The 20,478-nt window shown below is 59.1% G+C and carries 16 protein-coding genes; 8 read left to right on the top strand and 8 right to left on the bottom strand.

The genetic code is table 11. The annotated features are described in order from the left end of the window. Window positions 1-104 (bottom strand): twin-arginine translocation signal domain-containing protein (locus A5784_RS39705; RefSeq protein ID WP_156750811.1); only part of this gene is annotated, 104 nt, incomplete at its 3' end. Between the two features lie 18 nt (window positions 105-122). Between A5784_RS39705 and A5784_RS27660 the strand changes: the two genes are divergently transcribed. Next, window positions 123-920 carry a DUF1906 domain-containing protein gene (locus tag A5784_RS27660; protein WP_064948046.1) on the top strand — a complete coding sequence of 266 codons (798 nt, stop codon included), beginning with the start codon at window positions 123-125 and terminating at the stop codon, window positions 918-920. 28 nt (window positions 921-948) lie between these two features. On the opposite strand, the gene A5784_RS27655 is transcribed toward A5784_RS27660, so the two are convergent. Further along, window positions 949-2,055, bottom strand: coding sequence for a hypothetical protein (locus tag A5784_RS27655; RefSeq protein WP_064948045.1), 1,107 nt, complete (start codon window positions 2,053-2,055; stop codon window positions 949-951). A 42-nt stretch (window positions 2,056-2,097) separates the two neighbouring features. Continuing rightward, window positions 2,098-3,756, bottom strand: a complete 1,659-nt coding sequence (locus A5784_RS27650) for an SWIM zinc finger family protein (RefSeq protein ID WP_064948044.1) — start codon at window positions 3,754-3,756, stop codon at window positions 2,098-2,100. Window positions 3,757-3,937: 181 nt separating this feature from the next. Here A5784_RS27650 and A5784_RS27645 point away from each other — a divergent pair, with 181 nt between their 5' ends. The 7 genes from A5784_RS27645 to A5784_RS39880 all read left to right on the top strand — a co-directional run bounded on the left by A5784_RS27645 (window position 3,938) and on the right by A5784_RS39880 (window position 13,899). Further along, window positions 3,938-6,154, top strand: coding sequence for a sigma factor-like helix-turn-helix DNA-binding protein (locus A5784_RS27645; RefSeq protein WP_082945109.1), 2,217 nt, complete (start codon window positions 3,938-3,940; stop codon window positions 6,152-6,154). Window positions 6,155-6,276: 122 nt separating this feature from the next. Further along, a complete protein-coding gene (locus A5784_RS27640; RefSeq protein ID WP_197514890.1) occupies window positions 6,277-8,289 on the top strand; it encodes a DEAD/DEAH box helicase family protein in 2,013 nt (670 codons plus the stop codon). A gap of 42 nt (window positions 8,290-8,331) precedes the next feature. Further along, window positions 8,332-8,493, top strand: coding sequence for a hypothetical protein (locus A5784_RS38520; protein WP_156750810.1), 162 nt, complete (start codon window positions 8,332-8,334; stop codon window positions 8,491-8,493). Continuing rightward, entirely contained in the window at window positions 8,490-10,547 is a 2,058-nt protein-coding gene (locus tag A5784_RS27635; protein ID WP_064948041.1) for an AAA family ATPase, read from the top strand. Before A5784_RS38520 ends, A5784_RS27635 begins: the two co-directional genes overlap by 4 nt. After that, the gene (locus A5784_RS27630) at window positions 10,544-11,017 is read left to right on the top strand and encodes a DNA phosphorothioation-associated protein 4 (protein ID WP_156750809.1); all 474 of its coding nucleotides are present in this window, start codon (window positions 10,544-10,546) and stop codon (window positions 11,015-11,017) included. Before A5784_RS27635 ends, A5784_RS27630 begins: the two co-directional genes overlap by 4 nt. 158 nt (window positions 11,018-11,175) lie before the next feature. Continuing rightward, a complete protein-coding gene (locus tag A5784_RS27625) occupies window positions 11,176-12,903 on the top strand; it encodes a ParB N-terminal domain-containing protein (protein ID WP_064948039.1) in 1,728 nt (575 codons plus the stop codon). Window positions 12,904-12,909: 6 nt separating this feature from the next. Then, complete coding sequence (locus A5784_RS39880) at window positions 12,910-13,899, top strand: HNH endonuclease (RefSeq protein ID WP_082945107.1); 990 nt, start codon at window positions 12,910-12,912, stop codon at window positions 13,897-13,899. Window positions 13,900-13,950: 51 nt separating this feature from the next. Here the strand turns inward: A5784_RS39880 and A5784_RS27620 are convergent, their stop codons facing one another. Genes A5784_RS27620 through dndB form a run of 5 tightly spaced genes read right to left on the bottom strand, consistent with a single transcriptional unit; the run spans window position 13,951 to window position 20,427 of the window. Continuing rightward, window positions 13,951-15,399, bottom strand: a complete 1,449-nt coding sequence (locus tag A5784_RS27620) for a DNA phosphorothioation-associated putative methyltransferase (RefSeq protein WP_064948038.1) — start codon at window positions 15,397-15,399, stop codon at window positions 13,951-13,953. Continuing rightward, the gene (dndE, locus tag A5784_RS37850; RefSeq protein WP_232006265.1) at window positions 15,396-15,767 is read right to left on the bottom strand and encodes a DNA sulfur modification protein DndE; all 372 of its coding nucleotides are present in this window, start codon (window positions 15,765-15,767) and stop codon (window positions 15,396-15,398) included. The genes A5784_RS27620 and dndE overlap by 4 nt, the downstream gene beginning before the upstream one ends. Window positions 15,768-15,791: 24 nt before the next feature. Then, a complete protein-coding gene (dndD, locus tag A5784_RS27615; RefSeq protein WP_064948037.1) occupies window positions 15,792-17,765 on the bottom strand; it encodes a DNA sulfur modification protein DndD in 1,974 nt (657 codons plus the stop codon). Continuing rightward, a complete protein-coding gene (gene dndC, locus A5784_RS27610; protein ID WP_064948036.1) occupies window positions 17,762-19,282 on the bottom strand; it encodes a DNA phosphorothioation system sulfurtransferase DndC in 1,521 nt (506 codons plus the stop codon). Before dndC ends, dndD begins: the two co-directional genes overlap by 4 nt. Continuing rightward, window positions 19,279-20,427 (bottom strand): DNA sulfur modification protein DndB, encoded by a 1,149-nt coding sequence (dndB, locus tag A5784_RS27605; protein ID WP_064948035.1) that lies wholly within the window; start codon window positions 20,425-20,427, stop codon window positions 19,279-19,281. The genes dndC and dndB overlap by 4 nt, the downstream gene beginning before the upstream one ends. Between the last annotated feature and the right edge of the window lie 51 nt (window positions 20,428-20,478).

The raw sequence follows: 20,478 nt of genomic DNA, 5'->3' as shown, positions 1-20,478 counted from the left end.
GGTGATGCAGGGGGTGTGCCGGCGCATGCTGATGCTGCGCTCAGGCCGACCAACGCCGAGGCCACGGTGGCATAGCGCAGCACGTCACGCCGGGAAACCTCCACGGACTCGACGGTAACAAAGTGACGGTTGAGACTGTTGTAGCCTCGCGAGTCGATTTCGATTCAATATCAGACCGCTATGCCACCGTGGCCTCGGCGTTGGTCGGCCTGAGCGCAGCATCAGCATGCGCCGGCACACCCACAGCGTCCGCGGCTGCGCCCACACTGATCGACTTCGCCGCGCGCCAGATTCCGGCCCGGGATATCCGGGCCGCCGGCCACTCCGGGGTGATCAACTACGTCTCGACATCGCGTCCTGGGTCATCCTTCGGCGCCAAGCCGATCACCCTTCCGTACGCCCAGTCGCTGACCGCCGCCGGGCTGGTGATCGTCAGCAACTACCAGTACGGCAAGCCGGGCAGCACGGCACCGTCGGACTTCACGCGCGGGTATGCCGGTGGCGTCGCCGACGCCCGCACCGCCTGGCAGCTGCATACCGCCGCAGGTGGTGGCCAGAGTGCGCCGATCTTCTTCAGCGTCGACGAGGACATCGACCGCAACACCTGGAACAGCGTCGCACTGCCGTGGTTTCGTGGAATCAACTCGGTGCTCGGACCGCAGCGCACCGGCATCTATGCCGGGGTCAACCCGTGCCAATGGGCCGCAGCCGACGGTGTCATCGGAAGGTCGAGCACGCCCGGCCGCGTGTGGGCCTGGCAGACACGCTCCTGGTCCGGTGGGAAGATATACCCTGGCGCGGTTCTCTACCAGCGGGTGGTGAGCACGGCCTCGAATCCAGGCCCGGCGGTCGGCGGACTCTCGGTCGACGTCAACGATGTCCTGGCCCAGGATTGTGGGCAGTGGAACCTCCATCCGTGAGATTGCACGTGTTCACGTTGTATCGTGACTAGCCGGCGTCGAGGTAACCCCAGTACTCCGCCTCCTTCAGGACCTCGCGCTTGTAACTCGACCTCAGTGCATCGATCACCGCGAGCACTCGCGACGTCAGCTCATCTCGAATTCCGCTTTGCGCGTGAGCGAATGGGATGAACGCACGCAGCAGGTCCGGTGCGTCCAGCGCGACCTCGAGCGGGATCCTCTCGTAGTCGTAGTGGTGCGCGGTACCGACAGCCTGTTCGACCCGCATCATGCTCCACCGCAACGGATCTCGGTCCTCGTCGAGGAGTTCCAGCAGTAGCTCCCGATGGCTCGAGTCGGTGAACGGCGCGGCGGGATCCGTGGCGAAGAATCTGTCGCACAGCTCCTCGATCTCGGGCCAATCCGTGGCCTGCCATCGGTGCTCACCGCCTTCGGGAAGCCGACGGGCCAACCACTGCACGAGCGCTCGGTAGAGCGGCCAGCGCTCGGTCTCGGGTGCGAATGTTGGCTTGGCGAGCGCATTTTCGATCCACGCGCGGGCATCGGCGAGGCTCATTTCGACGACATCGGTATCGATGCTCCGTTCGGCCACGCGGGTAAGGAATTTGTCGATCGGTTTCGGCACAACTCCCGCGTCGGCAATTCCCGACAGCGTGGTGTGGTCGATCCACACCACCACCGTCAGCTCATCCTCGCCATCGATGCGCGCACCGAGCACGATTACGTCGGCATCGCCAAGTACATCGCTTCTGCGCACCGCCCGGTACACGTCGACCTGCGATAGAGCGGGAATCCACTGCGGCACATGCTCGTCGCGTCCGGCCAGCTCTTCACGACATCGCAGCTGTGCCGCCGGCTCATCGTCGAGAAGTTCAGCGAGCACGGCCAGCAGCGCCGTCGTCTCCCGATTCCGGTCACCGATCAGGTGGGTCAGGATGTTGTTCAGCCGGCCCGCATCCTGCTGAACCACGCGGAACACCCTGCTGGCCAGATCCAGCAGATAAACAGGATGCCCACGCACAAGTGCTCTGCGGACGAAGTCGCTCAGCGTTGCGTTCTGTACATCGCGCTTCTTCGCCCGTCGCGCGTCACGTCGGACCTGTTTGGCCATGCGCGCTCGTCGTTTGTCTTCCATAGCCGGAGGTTACGCACGGGCACTGACAAGTACGGGTGCCGTTCAGAGCCGCTTGGCGTCGAGCGCTTTCATCAGTGCGGGCCGCTTGCAGTAATTCTGACGAAGCTGAGCCATGAACGACGCGAAATCCGCTCTACGGCCGCCCTTTTCATATAGTTCGGCCATCGTCGCCAGCCGCTCGGCGATGTCCGGGTAAAGCTTCGAGTCGGGGTACCGCAGATCCTTTTCCAGCTGCGGACGGTACAGATCCGCAGCGGCGACAGGGCGAGCCTCTGCACCCCGGACGGCCAGTTCCTTCCACGCCCAGCCCGGACCATATCGGTCGGCGGCCTGCCACGCGGCCTCCATATCGCCATCGCTCATCAACAGCTGCACCAGCAGAGCGCCGGCGGCGAACCGGTCGGTGGCCAATTGTTCCGCGTGTTCCAGAGCCCACGTGTGTTCGGTCTCGGCGCGGTCGACGCCGGCCGCGAAATCGAGTAGGACGCGGTAGTTCTCGACCGACGGCTGACGGACGAAGTCCGCGCGAAGAGCCCCGATCGCGTCGTCGATGCGGCCCAATGCTCTGTATGTCGCGGCGACGAAGTCGGGACTCAGCCAGTATTGATTGCCGCCGCCGTGGCTGCTGATTCGCCCCTCGGCCACGGCGCGATCGATCCATGCCACCGCATCCTCGGTGCGTCCGGCTGCGCACAACCGGTCAACGATCGCCCCGTATTGCGTGTGTTCGCCCTGGCTGAGCAGGGCGATGGCCCGATCGAGATCGCCGTCGTGATCGGCGAGTTCCAGCAGCATCGCGTCGACTTCGGAGCGGTGCAAGTGATCACGTTCGGCAAGCTTGCGGTCGAGTGCCGCCACTGCGCGGCGGTAGGTCGCGAGTGCCTTCGCGTCGAACGCGTCGACAAAGTCCGCCAACACCACGTTCGGCCATCCCGGTGAGTCGGCGCGGAATTTCACCAACCAGGTCGCCAGTTTGGTCCGATCGGGGTTACCCAGACGGCAGGCCTGTGCATAGAGGTCGGCGGCCCGCTGGCATTGGTCCGCGATCACTCCATCGGAATCGTCGACCTGCCCAATGATCTCGCGCAGTTCTGTGAGCGCGCGCAGCAGCGCCGGCCGCACGATCTCGGCGGTGCCACTGTTGACGTGGGTCTCGAGCTCATCGAGCATCTCACTCGCCGCGCCCGCGACCTCAAAGGACCGGCGATAGTCGATATATCCGCGGAACGTCAACGTGTTTCGCACGTACGTTTCGAACTCAGCCTTCGCCTCCGTGTCGTCACCAGAGTCCGCCGTGGCACGGACCTCCAACATCCGGCGCACCCCGGGGTCGCGCTGGGCGAGGCTGAGCACCAGGTCGCGGAGCTCATCGACGTCCATCGAGTGGACCACCGTCCGCAGCGCATTGTCGGTAGTGCTGGTGTCGTCGACCGCGACCCGGCCGGTGTCGATCGCGGCGAGTCCAACGGCGACGAGATGCTTGCAGAAGTTGCCGTCGGCATGGTGCGGGCAGGTGCAGAACCCGTCGGGTAGCGGGCCGGACCAGTCGAGCTCGACGCTGTAGACCCGCTGGCCCTGGATCGACGCATACGCCTTGAACTCGGTCGTGCGGAGGCCGCGGACATACCGGACGTAGTCCTCGCCCCGGGCGTAGATCAGATCACCGGCCGCCTGAAGCAGCGTCGTTTCAGAAAGCGGCATGTCGCTATGGTGCCGGATTTGTGGGCCTGGTCAGCTGAGACTCGTACCGAAGCCGGCGCAACATACTGCGAGCCACTCTGTTCTCCAACACCCACCCAAGGCGTTTGTCGAAGGCAACCCCCGCTGTCGTACCGCGCTGCTATACAGATGGCGCAACACTTGAAGGGGAGCACTTGAAGCCATGAATATCGACGTGCCGCAGGACGAAGTACGTCCGCGAATGTGGTCAGACGCGTTCCCGTGGCTAGCTGGAGCCTCGGGGGTCGGAGCTGTCGACTGGTGGAGCGACAAGATCGAGGGCACCGACCCTGTCACTCGGCGGACGAGGCTCGCCACAATTGCAGCACTGGCGATGGAGCGCTTGACCCGATGGACCATCGGTGAGATCTTTCCTGGTCTCCCGGCTGACATCGACCTGGTTGCGCTAGACCTGCCCACACGCGCACGCAACGTACTTGGAAAATACGGCCGTTCAAAACCAGGTCGTCTGCAAGCGACAGCGCTCCAGGACATGCTCAGCTGGAGCCAAATGGGCATTGGCACTGCCGACGCCGTTCTGCAGGTTTTAGCGGACGTATCGACGTCCGAGGCAACACCTGCGATCAGGGCAACTGCGCACGCAGGGGAGTTTACGGCCAAGCCGGATCGGGCTGCATCTTCCGCATCCCAACAGCCTGGCTGGGTCGTTTCCCTGGTTGAGGACCTGACCAGCATCGCCACCTGGTACAGCACCGTCGGAACTCTCGATCAACCGTTGCTTGGGGGCGAGGCAGCGCCCGGCATGCCCGATGAGATCATAAAGGCGCGTCAGCGTATCGAAGGGCTACGCGTTGATGACATTTTCAGCGAGCAAGAGACCGAACGTGACATCGCCGCATTGTTCGATGCTGCCCTCGGAGTCCTTGACGCTCGTGCTACCGAAGTTCTGGCCGCCCGCCTCTTCGCCGACGATCCCGCGACGCTTGACCAGCTTGGCCAGGACTACGACGTCAGCCGCGAGCGAATTCGCCAGATCGAGGGGAAAGCTCGCGGAACCATGCTGACCGTAATTTCGGAAGCAGGTCCATTAGCGATGGCCGCTGCGAGTGCGCGCGACCTAATCGGAACCATACGACCACTCGATGATCTCCTCGAAGTGATCCCCGCGCTCGGTAAAACAGTTGAACGCGTAGGTCAACCCGCCTGGCGGGTGCTCGACCGGCTCGATGACGCCTACGAAATCGAGAACGGCTGGTGCGTTGTGCCCACGATGAGCGCGGCGCTAGAACTGACGCGGACACAGCTTGCGGAGCGCTCGAACGAGTACGGCGTCATTCGGCTCGACGAACTGAACCTTGTTGAGTCGAGTCATCCCGATCGGCGGCCCGACCTCACCGCATCCTGGCTGACCCACTGCGGTTACGTCATAAGCGGCGAATGCGTTCTGACACGGACATCGTCTGTCGGCGACTATGCAGCGGCCGTGTTGTTTCTTGAAGGCTCACCGCTGAGCCCCCAAGAAATCGTCGACCGCTTCGTCTTCGATCGCAGCGCCCGTTCCTTGGCTAACACGCTGGGTGCCGACGATCGGTTCGAACGAATCGACCGGGATCGCTGGGCCCTCAAGGAGTGGGGCATGGAGGCGTACACGGGTATTCGGTCGATGATCCGCGAACTCGTGGCCCAAGCCGGCGGGCGTGCACGTTTGGATGACATTGTCGAGTACATAACTGGCCGGTACAGCGTCAGTGGGAGCAGCGTAATCGCCTATGCGGCCGCAGCACCGTTTACGACCAAGGATGGAATCGTGCAGTTGGGCGGCGAACGTACCACCCGTAAGTCGCCGCGGAACACTCGACGACTATTCCGGCGGCGTAACGGCTGGGCATATCGCGTACGTATCACGACCGACCATCTGCGCGGCAGTGGTTCCGTTGCACCGATAGCGATTTCGACTATTCTCAATCTCAGCGAAGGTCAGGCTGTCCAGCTCGACTCCCCTCTCGGACCACAAGCCGTCGCCTGGACGGGAATCCAACCGTCCTTCGGAACTATCCGTCGATTTCTCATGGACGAGGACGTGACCGCGGGTACCGAAGCGTTCCTCGTAATCCATGACAATCGCAGCTTCAGCTTCGAGCAGGCGAATGATCTGGTCGGTGACCCTCTCGTCGATGCCCTCACACTAGTTGGCGCGCGACCGACATCCGATCCCGAAAGGGCGCGCGTCGCATTGGCAACGGCTATTGAACTACCCGAGGATGCTCCAGTCTCCAGCATCATCGGCGATTACCGCGCACGCGGTGATGACGATGTCGCAGACTTACTCCTCGCGGCACGCGAAGACCTTGAGAGGGGGCGTGTTCCAGTACACCGACCCCACAAGGCCGAGGTGGACGACATTCTGGACCTTCTGTGACCGAGTACCCACACGGTCTCCGATCTCTCACACTGAATGACCGGTATCGAAGCGACCGAGAAGACGTCGTCCGGAACTTCTTTGTGCCCTCATTCACTGCAGCATCGAGCTACAGCCGAGCAGTGGGCTACTTCACGTCGACGAGCCTGGCACTTTACTCCCGCGGCATCGACATATTTGCAGAGCGCGGCGGATCCATGCGGTTGATTGCGTCACCTCACCTCAACGATGACGACATCATCGATATTGAACGCGGCTATGGCGTGCGCGAAGTTTTGGAAAGGACAACGCTGCGGGAACTCGAGATCGAGGATCAACCGGAAATGGTCCTGAACGGACTCGGGCTAATCGGGCGGCTCATTGCTGACGGTCGGCTCGATATCAAGCTTGCATTCGTCGAGCGGGAAGGCCGGGTCGGCATCTATCACGAGAAGATCGGGATCTTCCGTGACAATCTTGGTGACTTGATTGGGTTTACAGGCAGCAGCAACGAAACGTACGGCGGCCTGATGGCGAACTTTGAGTCGGTCGAGGTCTATCGGGGATGGGTCGCGGGAGACGGCACACGAGCTCTGCGATTGGAAGCCGACTTCCAATCACTGTGGTCGAACGAGACACCTTATCTCAGCGTGGAACGCTTCCCAGAGGTCGCGCGTGAGCGCCTCATCAAGCTAGGAAATGAGAGGCCACACCGTCCACCGCCGGCGATCGACATAGCGTTCGCGCCTGCGCCCGTGGAGTTCAGTAAATCAAGTCGTCTAAGGATCCCCGAAACACTCGAAGTCCGGCCCTATCAGCGTGACGCCGTGATGGCGTGGCTTCGACAGCAAGGCCGCGGCATTCTCAAGATGGCAACCGGCACCGGGAAGACTAAGACCGCCATGATCGCCGCTACGAAAATTGGCGATCTGTTGCGTGAACGCGAAGAACCGCTGGTTCTTCTAGTCTTGGCTCCGCTGACACATCTGGTTGACCAGTGGATCACCGAGCTAGAGGACTTTGGCGTCCGACCAATCACGATATATGAGTCGAGCGAGAAATGGCTGCCGGTCGTCGAGGAACAGCTAGCAGCAGCGCGCATGGGACAGCGACCCGTTGTGGCGATGATCGCCACAAATACTTCGTTCTCTGGTCAACGATTTCAGTCCATCTTGTCGCGCATTACACGAACACTCATCGTCATCGCTGATGAAGCACACAACCTGGGATCCGAGACTTTTCGATCATCCCTGCCTGAAAATGCGACCTACCGTCTCGGACTCTCGGCAACACCCGAGCGCTGGTTCGATGATGAGGGCACAGACGCCCTCACCGAGTACTTCGGCCCGGTCTGCTTCGAACTCGGGCTTGGTGAGGCGATCGCAATGGGTGCGCTCACTCGATACGACTACATCCCCAGACTCATCGAACTCAATGAGGCTGAGACCAATCTGTATGTCGATCTGTCCGCGCAGATCGCGCAACGCATCGCAGCGGGCGACGATTTAAGGGATGCCGATCCTAATTCGCCATTGGGATTCTTACTTCGGCAACGAGCCGGTGTGCTTGGGCACGCCGAAGGCAAGATCGCCGCTCTGCGAGCCGACCTGGTAATGCGACGCGATCAGTGGTTCCAACTCATCTACTGTGCCGAGGGCAGACGACCATCTGAGCCAGGCGAGCCTCCAGGTCCAAAACAAGTCGACGAGGTGATGCATCTCGTCGGCAACGAACTTCATTTATCAGGGCATACCTACGTATCGGAGACGCTGCGGCGTGAACGAAGGGTCCTCTTGCGACGATTCGGCAGCGACCGCGACCTCCGCACCCTGATCGCAATGCGTTGCCTCGACGAGGGAGTCGACATTCCGGACGCCCGAGTGGGCTATCTCCTCGCAAGCAGCAGCAACCCGCGACAGTTCATCCAGCGACGTGGCCGGCTGCTACGCCGTGCGCCCGGAAAGGAGCGTGCAGAGATTCTCGACTATTTGGCGATCCCCCCAGCGGCCGCGCCGGTCAACTTCAACATCGAGCGTGCGCTCCTCATCCGAGAACTCAAACGAGCCGACGAGTTCGGCAAGCTATCCGAAAATTATGAGATGACGCTGCGGGCTCTCCGCCCGTTAAAAGAGCGCTATCAACTAATGGATATGTAGGAGACGGACAGCGTTGAGAACGCCAACCATAAAGGAGGCAGCGTGACGGCCAAGCGTACCGAACGGCAGGTACTAGAAGAGCTGAGCCCGGAAGAGTTAGCGCTGCTCAAACGAGTGCTGGAGATCGAGCGGGCCAAACTTCACATCACCGCTTATGACGCAACAGACGATCTACTGGCGGCGGTAAAGGAGATCCTCCCGTGAAACTGCAATCCATCACGCTAACGAACTTCCGACAGTTCAAGGGGACACAGACCCTCGACCTCACATCGGATGCGATCAAACCGGTTACCCTCGTCTTCGGTGCCAACGGTGCTGGGAAGACGACGTTGCTAAACGCCTTCACGTGGGGGCTCTACGGCAACATGTCCGAAGATGTCGAACAGCAACACCGCATGATCACCGACAGCGTCTGGAGGGCATTGCCTATCGGCGATTCGATCGAGGTAGCGGTGGAGATCAAATTCGATCACGAGGGTCAAGATTTCCAGCTCCGACGAAGCGGTCACCTCCGAAAAGAGTCCGACCATCAGGGCCCTCTGACACCCGCCTTGCAACTCTGGACGACCAGAGCAGACGGTTCGTCCGAGGTCGTCGATGCCCCACAGGAGAAGATTCTCACCATCCTGCCGGTCGGCGTCAGCCGGTTTTTCTTCTTCAACGGCGAGCGAATCGAGAACCTGGTCAAGAAGGGTGCCTACGCCGAAGTTCAGAAGGATATCAAAGTATTGCTGGACCTGGAACAGGTAGAGCGCGCCATCACCCATCTGCCGAAAGTAAACCGCAAGCTCACCGACGAGCTCAAGAAGCATGGTGGCGAAACTGCAAGCGCCATACAGGATGCGCTCGATTCACTGACCGATAAGCAGTCAAAAGCCAAGGACGAACTGACATTCATCGAAAGCGACATAGCCACTCTGACTGACGAGCGCGACGGCACGTTGGACCTCCTGCGGCAACATAATGAAGCCGCGCCTATCCAGTCCGAACGCGATGCCGTTTCAAAGGAACTTGCCGAGGCGCGTACGTCCCGCGACACGGCCCTCACCGAGCGATCAATCCTGGTGGGGACAAGAGGCTTCCAGGCGTTCACTGAAGAACTGGGCGAGAAGACGAAGGCGATGGCCGACAACCTGTATCAAAAGGGAGCGCTACCTGCGCCGCTCAAGCGGGAATTCGTCGATCAGCTATTAGAAGCGAAGGCATGTATCTGCGGCACCCCCCTGGCCGAGCACAGCGCTCCGTGGGGCCATGTCAAGGAATGGCGCCAGAGAGCCGGCCTTCAGGCAGTCGAGACAGCTTGGCAGCGGCTCAGCGGCCAGATCGCTCCACTTACGGATGCTCGGGGAACCCTCAAAGATGCTCTTAGCGCGCTGCTGAATCGTATTGACACTGAGCGAGAACGTGTTTCACGGCTTGAGGCACGTAAATCGGAGCTCGACGGCAAGCTCAAGGACAGCCGGATGGAGGACGTCCAGCAGCTCGAGTCGAAACGAATCGATCTCGATGCGCGCATCGCCGCCAAGAACCAACGCAAGGGATCGATCCTGGCCGAACTAGATTCGGCGATGAGGGAGATCGAACAGAAGTCAAGGGACCGTTCCAGGGCAGAGGTGAAAGACGAACTGGCACAAAAGGCCCGGTCTCGTTCCGAGTTAGTACTTGCCGTAAAGAAGGCGCTCGAGGAGATCTTGGCCTTTCGCGAGGAGGACATGCGCCAGCGACTCGATGCCGAAGTCAAGGAGGTGTTCAAGGGCATAACCTTCAAGCCTTATGTGCCCACCCTCAACGAGGGTTTCGAGCTGACCCTCCATCAGAATGTCAACGGAGTAGAGCTCCCAGTGCCGAAATCTACTGGCGAGAACCAGATTCTAAGCCTCAGCTTCGTGGCTGCCGTCTCCAAGCTTGCTCGCGAAATCCGGAAGGGTGGGCGAGCTGAGGGCGCTGCAGCAGCAGATGCAGGCACATACCCGATCGTGATGGATGCTGCATTCGGCTCGCTCGATCAGGACTACCAAGAAGCAGTGTCACGAGCGCTGGCCAAGATGGCACCCCAACTCGTCGTGCTGGTCAGCAAGAGTCAAGGACTCGGCAAGGTAGTTACAGAGTTGCTGCCATACGTCAGCCATCTCGGTGTCATCGAGGCACACACCACGGCGGCGGGCGACGTCGTTGAAGATATCGAACTCGAAGGCATGTCATATCCCTACATCCGGTCCAACGATTCCGATCACTCCGAACTGAGGGTAATCAAGTGACAACCGCACAGGGCGAAGTTCGCGCGCGACGGCCGCAGCAACATGAAGCACTAATGCAGGAAATGCAGAGCGAGGCCAAGTTTCCAACCTATCGCGACATCCTTTTATTCGCCGCAGCAATAGGGTTTCACCAGCAACGTCGAGTGCCATTTACGGCCAGCTCAGGTGACCCCATCCGGTACGAGGTTCTGACGACTCCGGGATTCAGCGACACATTGATCAACATGATCGCCGCGAATGTCGTTTCTGACGATCCCGAGATCATGGATGGCACACGATTGGAGGAGCGCATAAAGATCTTCGAAGAGTTTGCGAACGGCGGTCTTGAGTACATCCAGGAACAGATCAATGTCAGGCGCCAACCGGTCGATCTGGTCGTAATCAACCTCGTGACCGAAGTTCTGTCTGACGAGCGGGGCGCGAAGCCGCTGTCGGTCGATGAGCTGCTTGGTGGGGTGACGTGGAGCTAGGCTCGGATCTCGAGGTTTTGCCATAGTAGACAATTACAAGAGCTTCGAGATTTTGTCCGGACGCTCGCAGCCGAAGTGGCTCGGCTTCATATGAATTATTTCGTATTGACGGCGTCGCGACTACTGTCGACGCTTCGGAGGAAAGGCATTGATCAGCCATGAATCGAACGTATCCGGCCGTGCGGCTCCGACAAACCGCGAGCTCAGGCGATCTCGTACTTTTCTCGGCGCCCGCAACTGACATCGATCATTGGTCCGGCGTGCCCCAGCGAGAACGCCTCGGAACCAACACAGAGGCGATCGGCTTCCAACGCGAAGAGAGCCCGAAACGGCTGCAAGAACTTGCCTCATTCTTCGGTAACCCCAAAAACGTAATCCAAAATCCGCTGCTGTGCGCAAGTCGGGACAGTGCGCGAGTGGTGTTCGAACCAAGTGACGCAGAAGCGGAGACATCAGCTGGCGTATTGACAATCGAATGGGACGACCTTCGCGAACTGCGCCTCGTAGAGCTCCTGCGCCGGGTACGCACATCACTCGAGCAACGATTGCCAGACCTCGCTCAAACCAAGGTTTCTGTCGACAAACTGGCCAGACTTAAGGAGCGCGCGAACATCGATCACCCCGACGTTGGCGTCATCGGATCAGACGTCGAGGTCGAGACGTCTACCGGTTTGTCGCTAGATGAAGAACCCGAGGGCGACGAATCCGCGCAGCCTGCAACTTCGGTGCTGTTTTCCGGTGAAACGCATATCGCAGATTTCTGGGAAGAGGTCGCGGCCCGGGTTCAGCTGCTCGAGGAGTCCGGCTCCGACTTCGACGGCGATAATTTCCTTGGCTTTTCAAAAGACGCGATGATCTCCTATCTCCAACCAGTCGTTGTTGTTGATGGACAGCACAGACTACGCGGTGCGATACTGGCAGCCGAGTATGCCGTAAATTCTGATGCTCTACAAACAGAAGTGGAAACCGCGATCGAATCGGGTCGCGATGCCGACGAAATTGTACAGGAATTAAGGCAACGAGAAGCACGGCTGCTGCCTGTGTCAATGCTTATGGAGTCTGCACCGGCGGAACATGTTTTTCAATTCGTAGTAGTGAATCAAAAGGCGACGCCTATTGGTCGCGCATTGCTAGGGACGATAGTATCTACAAGCTTGTCATCGGATGAGCTTGCCGGAGTTTCCGAGCGCCTCGAAGCGGCCGGTATCCCGCTTGAAGATTCTCAAGCCATTGCATATCTGACTCGACATCCCGATAGCCCATTCAAAGATCTTGTAGAAAAAGGGCTCACGAATGAAGGGCGCCCAGACTTACTGCAGTGGAATGTGCTGGGTGCCCTTGTAAAGATCTTCCGCGAACTGAAAGGTGGACGTCTTTTCGGCGAGAAGGTCGACTATGCAGATAAGTGGCGACGAAACCATCTCGATGCATCCGGAATTGTGGCAGACGCGCCGCCCGAACAGCAAAAGTTCGAATACTGGAGCCGGCAAGACGGTCCATGGAGGGATGTATTCATTGCATTCTGGGAAGCCGTCCGCGACCGATTGGCGACAACCGAGGATAAGGACGCCGGAAATTACTGGGGATCGCCCAGAAATTCCAACATTTTCAACAAGATCACGCTGACGATCTTGGCCGCAGATTTCTTCCAATACATCACGGATACCCGGCGCAGCATCGACACTCTTGAGGACGTAAGGGACTACGTTGCCGAATGGCTCGACGAAGTGAAGACAACGTACTTCTCCCGCGACTGGAAATTGGGCGGGATCAAGAAAGATGCACCAGGAACGAGAGCTCAATGGGCATATCTTTGGGTCCAGTATCGCAAAGATCCCCAACAGTTACCCGACGTCCGGACCTTTCGTCATCAGAAGGTGGTCTGAACGACGGTGGATGCGTCGATCCTCGGTTTTACTCAAGGCGCAGTTGGACAGAGCGCAGCACTTTGGGACGAATCATTGGTTCGTGAGCTCGCTACCAAAGTTGCACCGGAGGCGCTCGGAGGGAAGACGAGCTGGCTGCTCCACGGCGACGCCAACTATCTATGGGCTAGATGGTTCCTTGAAGGCCTGGCCGATCCGTTGCCCTACCTCGCGGGGAAGCTACAGTATCCGCACCTCTACCAGCGTGTGAGGAGTGCGCTTGCCGCCGACGCTGGTCAACTGCCTGCGGACGAACGCTCTAAACTTGCACGTGGGCTCGCGCAATTACTTTGGACAGAAATTCGTCGACGGGCCGTCGGGCGACGTATAACCGCCGACCGCGAGACCCGACTCTCTCTGTGGGAATTAAACCCCCGGTGTTGGATATGCGGAGCCGCATTTAGCGACTGGGCTAGGACAACATTTCTTAAGGAAGACATTGACGTCGACCCTCAGCCGCCACTATTCGTCGATTTCTACAAACCTCGTGGGGTCCACCTCTCCGATCTCAGGATCGAGGTAGAGCACGTGGTTCCCCATTCAGCCGGCGGTCGTAGTGAGATTCACAACCTTCGGCTAGCCTGCGGTTGGTGCAACCGGGCAAAGTCGAATCATGCGCTGCTTTATGATACTGAAGGGACTCCACGCACACGTCAGCATCCAATCCTTGGGATCGTAAGCGTGCCGCAGCCCTTCTGGGTTGTCCGCTTCCTGGCTGTGCGAGGACGATGCGAAGACCTCACTGGGTGTACCGCACGGACCAGCTCCGAGGAATTAACTGTCGCACCACGCCGGGCCAACGGTGCTCCCAATCCAGCTAATCTCGTTGTCGTCTGCCGCGAACACGACCCACTCCGAGAGGTGCGGTTAGTCGCACCTCGCTTTGCGCGAGACTATCGAGGTGCGTCTTTGTCCGATGTCAAAGACGCCTACGCCGCCGGTGAACGAGCAGGATAGTCATCCTGCTCTTCATCCACATACGCTTGGTCTTGGTGGGTGGCCTGACGCCTATCGACGGACGATTCGATGCCCCCGAAGACTGATGCCCGCCGAAGTTAGGATCGCCTGCCAGCCCTTCAAGTTTCCAATTTGCTCAGGATGTCCGTATAGGCCGGCCCGCATCTCTGCACGCGTAAGCCGTTCGTACAGAGGGCGTTTAGGATCATCAATGCCTAGGAACTCTTCTTTCCGATGAAGCAACGGAGGGTTCTCGCTGCGGCTATAGTCGCGCCAATCGACGCTGAGCTTGCGGAGGTTTACTGTGACTGCAGAGTGCAGCGTCGGGTGAGGATCCCTATCGAAAGTCGGATACGTCAAGTAGGAGACCTGGGGCTCAACAACTGACAACTTGATCATGTTGGCGTGTTCGACCGTGCCGGCAAGCACGCGGGCGCAGCCCTCGTATACCTGCAGCATCGGAGGAATTTCTCCCATGGCCGAACGATGGACGTATAACGCGCTTGGTGTTTGCTTGCCGACCTTCGAGCTGCGTGCGTTCACTAGGAGCAGCGCCTGGTCACCGCATGCTACGAGCATGCGATCCGCTTCAAGGCATACCTGCTGATAGGTGCCGAATAGCGTTCGGATATCCGTCGCTAGCACACGGTCCAACTGCGAAAAGCGCGGGCGTCGTCGGAACCTGGACAATGCGACGTAGATCAACAGCTCAGCTCGACGCTGGACCGTGACCTGATCCCAATAGCTGGCATCGGTAATTTGCCGGATCAATCGCTCGGCGCTGCCGATCCCGCCCAGCGCCTTACGGATTGGCTCCGTCACTTCCACGGGTAGTTCACCCGTCCGCGGTGCGCGCGCATGTTTACTCATGAAGGTGACGAGCGGCTCCATTACTTCGCGGTTGGTCTCGTACAACGCCTCCGGGGAAACACTAATGCGCGGACGGTACGTGTAGACCCGAGAAGCCAAGAATCTCTGCGCATCCGCTTCGTTCCGGAACAGATAGAAAATTCCAGGCGCAGCGGCGTGAGGATGCACTCCAACTACTTCTTCAATCCAAGCCGCGAGTTCGGGTTGCTGGTAGAACTTTTGAAACGTTCCCGAGCGGGTGAGCAGCCCGTCGCCCAGCGGGCGACCAACCAAGTCGCGGGCATCCCATGCCATCCGAGCCGAGACAATGAGAATTCGCTCCGCCAACCCCCAAGCGGTGCGTAGGGTTTCGACCCTTTCGGTTGGATTCTCGATCACGTTGATTACGTACCCAAGGTTCACAATCGATGCGGCCTTGCGAGGCGCAGTCGGCCGGTGCGTCGGATCCCAACCGTCGGCATCGTAACCAAGCGATCGCAGGTGGCGTACGTCGTCGCCCTTACCGCAACCGTAATCAAATACGGCACAGCCACTCTCCAACAAACCGTCAGTCATTGCCCGAGCAATCGGACGCGAGAGTGCCGTACGCGTCAGAGCGGTCTTATACCGAGCAACATCGGACACGCTCATTGCCGTGCCGGCACGCCCAATCCCACGCTCGCCAGGCCAGCAACGTCAGTGACACGTGGATCACCGATGAGATAGCTGATTCCGCGGTGAAGGTGAAGCCGAAACTGCTGGGTCAAGGTTTCTTCATCCAGATCCAGTCCATCTTCGTGACAGCGTAAACGAAGCAGCGCCCACAGAACATCTCCGTGATCGCCCCCAAAGGTCCGCCAATCCATCTCAACCGTGCTATCAAGAGTTAGCTTCGTGATGGGCGGCGGCGCAGCTTCCGCCAGAGATCGACATAACGCCCACCGGCACAGCACATTCCAATGTGCGACACCCGTTCTGCGTTTCAGCGTAATCAACTGGTCACGTGCCGTCTGTGACACGCGGATATGGTCAACGGGCATCACTTACCCCCAGAAATAACCGTTCTCGACGGACGTTGCGTTAGTAGCGGAATCGAACACGAGCTGATACGAGCGACCGACGTTCTTAGCAATCCGACTTAGCGCCTCATCGTCGATCTCTGTGTCAGTCGACAGCAGTACGACCTGGTGGCTCGCCCGTGGAAAGTAGCGTTCGAGCAAGTGCCTACGGTGCGTACCGTCCAATCGCCCAAGCGGCGTATCGATTACGACGGGCAGCGGCTGGCCGGCTGCTCTCGCCAACCCCCACAGCAGCGCGACAGCCAAGAGCTGACGTTCACCTGCCGACAAATCAGTCGCAGGCAACAGATGACCGTCCGATCCTGTCAATGAAACCGAGTGTGTCTCCGGGTCGATCTGGACATCTGCAATCAGGTTGTCCTTGCGCAGCAAGGCGTTTAATGCCTCCAAGACTAACTGGGAAATACGACCGAGGTGGTGCCGTGTTGCGGCCACTCGTAGGTGGTTCAGAGTTGCGCTGACCCGATCAGCATGGTCAACGAGTCTCCTGCCGTCATCTGCAACAAGATTCTCATTAGCCGCGTTGTCGAGCGCTGTCTCATACGCTGCGTGCGCCTTAATTGTCGCGTTGCGAGCAGACTCGAGTGACTCGCTAGCCAACTCTAGCGCCGCCTCCGCGCGATGTAATGCGATCCGCGCATCCTCGCGTCGTGCCAGCAGCTGAGCTATCGCCTCGCGATCGGGTATTGCGGCGAGCATCCGCTCCGTTTCGTCCACTTCACACACGAACTGGGAACGCCGTCGAACCAGACCTTGCAATCGGTTCAATGTGTCGGGGAGGACCGTTGATAACAGGGACTCGAGCGCAGGGGGGCCACCAAACCCAACGATAACGTCCGCCGTTGCTGATAGACCGCGTTCTACACGATCCGCGTCCAGATAGCGCTGGACTTCCTCGACTGTCGCAGGCTCGACTTGCGCTGCCCTCAGCTTGCCAAGTATCTCTTCATCCCGAGGGCGAAGAGCATTAACTACGAGAGCAGCCCGCTTGGTCTCCTCCTCAACCCTCACCTGGTCCAGCAATCGGTCTAGAAGGCTTCCCAGTTGCAGAAGCGGTGCAGCACCAGCCATTTCCTGACGGATTTCGTCTTCACACTGCGCCAAGTTGATGCGTGCTTGCACCGCGACGGTTTCAGAGGATTCGCGCATTTCCAGAAGATCTCCGCCGGCGGAGCGGAACTCCTCTGTCGCCTCGAAAAACAACTTCTTACAACGCTCGACATCGCCGCGTCTAGATGCTTCATCTTCAAAGCAAGCCTCCTCGGCTTGACGAAGAGCGGTGACGCGCTGCTTCTTCTCCTCAATCTCACGCCGTACGTTCTCAGTAAGCTGTGCACTTCGATGCCGCCGTTTGAGCACCGTCAAGTCCGTGGCAAGTCGATCAACGAGGTCAAGTCCCAGAAGAGCCGCGAGCGCCGAACGGAGCACTTGCCGTGAGCGTTCTAGGTCTGCGAGGGCTTCGATTTGCTCACCATCGAAGAAAAACAGTCCAGCGATGCCTCGGGGCAAGAACGTCTCGACATGTTCGCTCCAGGTCGCGGTCAGCGATTGGTTGTGCCTTCCATCCACCGAGACGTTCAATAGCTCACGTATCGAAGCCCCCGTGCTTTTCCAGCTGCGGCGCAACCAGTACGTGTGCGCGGTACCCTCCTGATGCGCCGTGAAGGTGAGTTCGATTGCCGCACCCTCGCTGATCGGCACACCGCGATGGACGAGACCTCGAAGGTAGTTGTCGTAGCTGCCGTTTCGTCGTGCCGATCCTTGCGCCAATGGGCCGTATAGGGCAAGCTGGATCGACTCCAAGATGGTTGTCTTACCTGCGCCGTTTAGTCCGCCGATCAGTATGATCGGCCTCTTAGCAGAAGTGGGAGTCAGGTCAATTTCATGTCGACCTGCGAATGTTCCGACGTTGTGGAGTACGAGTTTATTGAGGATCATGCGTCGGGGCCTGACGTGATCCTTACGTAACCATCTGCTATATCGAGAGGGTCAGGCTCCTCCGGAACCCGCTCCAAGGCTGCTTTGCGTTTCCGAGCTCGTGCAGCCGCATCAGCTTCGTCGTCATAGAAGCCGCGGCGAAGTGCCTTCTCCAATGATTCGAACAATCCGGCGCGACGGACCTGTGCTCGGTGCCGCTGTTCGATGTCCAACAGCTCACGCACCAGTTCAAAGTGCAGTCGATCGTCACCCGCCACTTCTCGAAGCGCACTGATCATGTCTGCTCCAAGCGGAAGGTGTTCGTCGAGTGGCCTTCCGGGGTAGCTATCTCCTATCGCTGACTCATAGATACTCGGGAGGTGATCTTCAAACTCATGCTTGTCGACGACCCAGATACGTCTGATCTCTTCTAGCTCAGCAAGGGTTATAAGGTCTAACCTGCGCACATAGTCTGGACCGTTCTCGCGAATCCACGCTTGGGCTTCCAGCAGCCGGCGGAGCCAGTCCTCGCGCGCTGCCTGCGTGTACGGTCCAGGAATCGGCTTGTCGTGAAACAGCTGAACGGACCCGTTCATCCGGCGAAAATCTCTTAGATGCCGGTCGTCGGCCACATCGAGTGCGTTGCGAAGGTCCAGGAGCGGCAGCATCCATTCCTTCTCCTCGTCGTTCTGGATCATCGCCGCCATCGACTTGTCTTGCTCGACGAGAGTGCATGTCCAGCAGCCGAATCGGCTGTCTCCGCAACTCGGGGTGCTGGCGTCTACGACCAGCGGGCACTCGCCGTCCGGCGACGCACCCTGGTACATCGTCAGGAGTTCTTTATTTGAGTACCCCCAGGGATTCGGCGACTGCATCAGGAAGGTCCAAACATCGTCGTTCGACCAGTTCTCGACTGGTGAGTAGACGAGTGCGTTTGGCAGGGATTCGTTCGGGCTCAAAAGTTCTCGAACGCGGCGCGATTCGAGCGCCGTCATCCGGGCTGACCGTCCAGAGCTTTCTGCCTTGCGCGTGCCGAGGACCAAAATAGCTTCGCCATGTGCACGAACCATCTCACGAATGAATGTGTTCGACGGCCTGATCTTCAAACGCTCCGTGCACCAACGGAACTTCGGTCTTGGAGCGGGATAACCCTTGCCAATCAGGTTGACCCAAAATGTGTCGGTTACTGCTGGTGTCAGGCGGTTTGGCGTAATCGGTAGACCTTGAGCCGAGGCTGCTTCCCCCATCACTTCAAGAGAATGTGTGACCCAGGCTGCGACGACCGGATTCTCAACGAGCGTATCTGTGCTGATGACATGAACCTGCTTGGTCCGTTGCCCTGGATCTAAACCCGCCAGTGCAAGCCAAACAATCTGTAGAACGGCGGTTGAATCCTTGCCGCCTGAGTAACCGACGACCCACGGCACACCATCTGCGAGATAGAGCTGCTGGGTTTGCGATACCAATGCATCGACGCTCCCAGCGAACCCCAGATCGTCGAATGCTGACCGTGGGCGAATCGGCAACTTGGTCATCATTTTCCCCCTTGAGTGAAGCTGTCTTCGGCGCGCTGTTCGTCGGGAGGTAGCGGCATGCCTAGCGCCGTCCTGATATAGGCGGTTGTCAGTTCGACGTTCGTGCGACTCTTGCTCACCTTGCCGGCCGTGGTGGCGCGGCCTTCCCACGTGCCAGCGTTGTTTCGATGCCAGTCAATGTTGCGCAACTTCTTCAGCCGCTTCTCCCAGGTAGAAGGCTCTGCACTGGTACGGATGAGCGAGTTGCCAACCCGGCCTAATGCGTGGAGGGCGATGCTGTGGGTGTGGATAAAGTCCTGGCGCACTTCACCTGCTGAGATCTCGCCGCGATAGACCTGCTGCCACGCGGGAAACTGATCAGCTATCACACGCCAGTATTGAGTCGCCAAGTCGACACGCTCAGTCAGTGACTCGATCTCAATCTCGTTTAGGAGCGCTGCAGTAGCAGTGTGTAGAGCGGAGAGTGTGAACAGCTTGCGTGATCGCGGCGCCAAGTTGCTCGTTTCCATCTCTGTCAGATCACTGAGCAGCGGGTTCTGCGAGACAACAAGTCGCGAGATCGCAGCCAGCGGATCGCGGTGATCGTAAAGAACGCCAATGGACTTTGCCGGACGAATCGCGTACCGGTTGAGGTCGGCGAACATCTGCTGGCATCGATCCAGCCCAATGTCGACATACATCACGATGGCGATAGTCTCGTCGCCAAGCTCCGGATTCTCGGCAAGCGCTTGTTGTATCGCGGCGCGTCTGTGTTGACCGTCATTGATGACGAAGGTCGCAGACCACGGAATCGTAAGTGTTCCGACACGTTCCGCGGGCCCGTTGCCTCCCGCAATGGATTCAAACCGCACATCCGCGTTCACTGACGCAGTCAAGGCGGAGAAGATGTAGCTCGTTGGGTTGTCGATGATGTAGCGCGCAATCTCGGGTACTCGCGCCTTATTGAGCTGACGCTGTGCACGCATCTCTGGAGGTAGCTCTTCTTCGTTGAACAGGAAGAGGCGAGGGATAAGCCGCAACGGACACATCGTGACGTAGTACTCGCGGCCAGCTTGGACCCCACGGATCGCCGGAAACACGTACTTGAACTCGTCGAGCGCACCGGTGTCCGTCGACTGTTGCGGAGCTGATGCCTCAGCCTGAGCCATGCTGTTGTCCTACCATGTATGGATAGAAACTTCCAAACAAAACGCGGAACT

Origin of the sequence: Mycobacterium sp. 852013-50091_SCH5140682, assembly GCF_001665685.1 — a bacterium.
GTDB lineage: Bacteria > Actinomycetota > Actinomycetes > Mycobacteriales > Mycobacteriaceae > Mycobacterium.
This window is presented reverse-complemented; position numbering and strand designations above follow the sequence as displayed.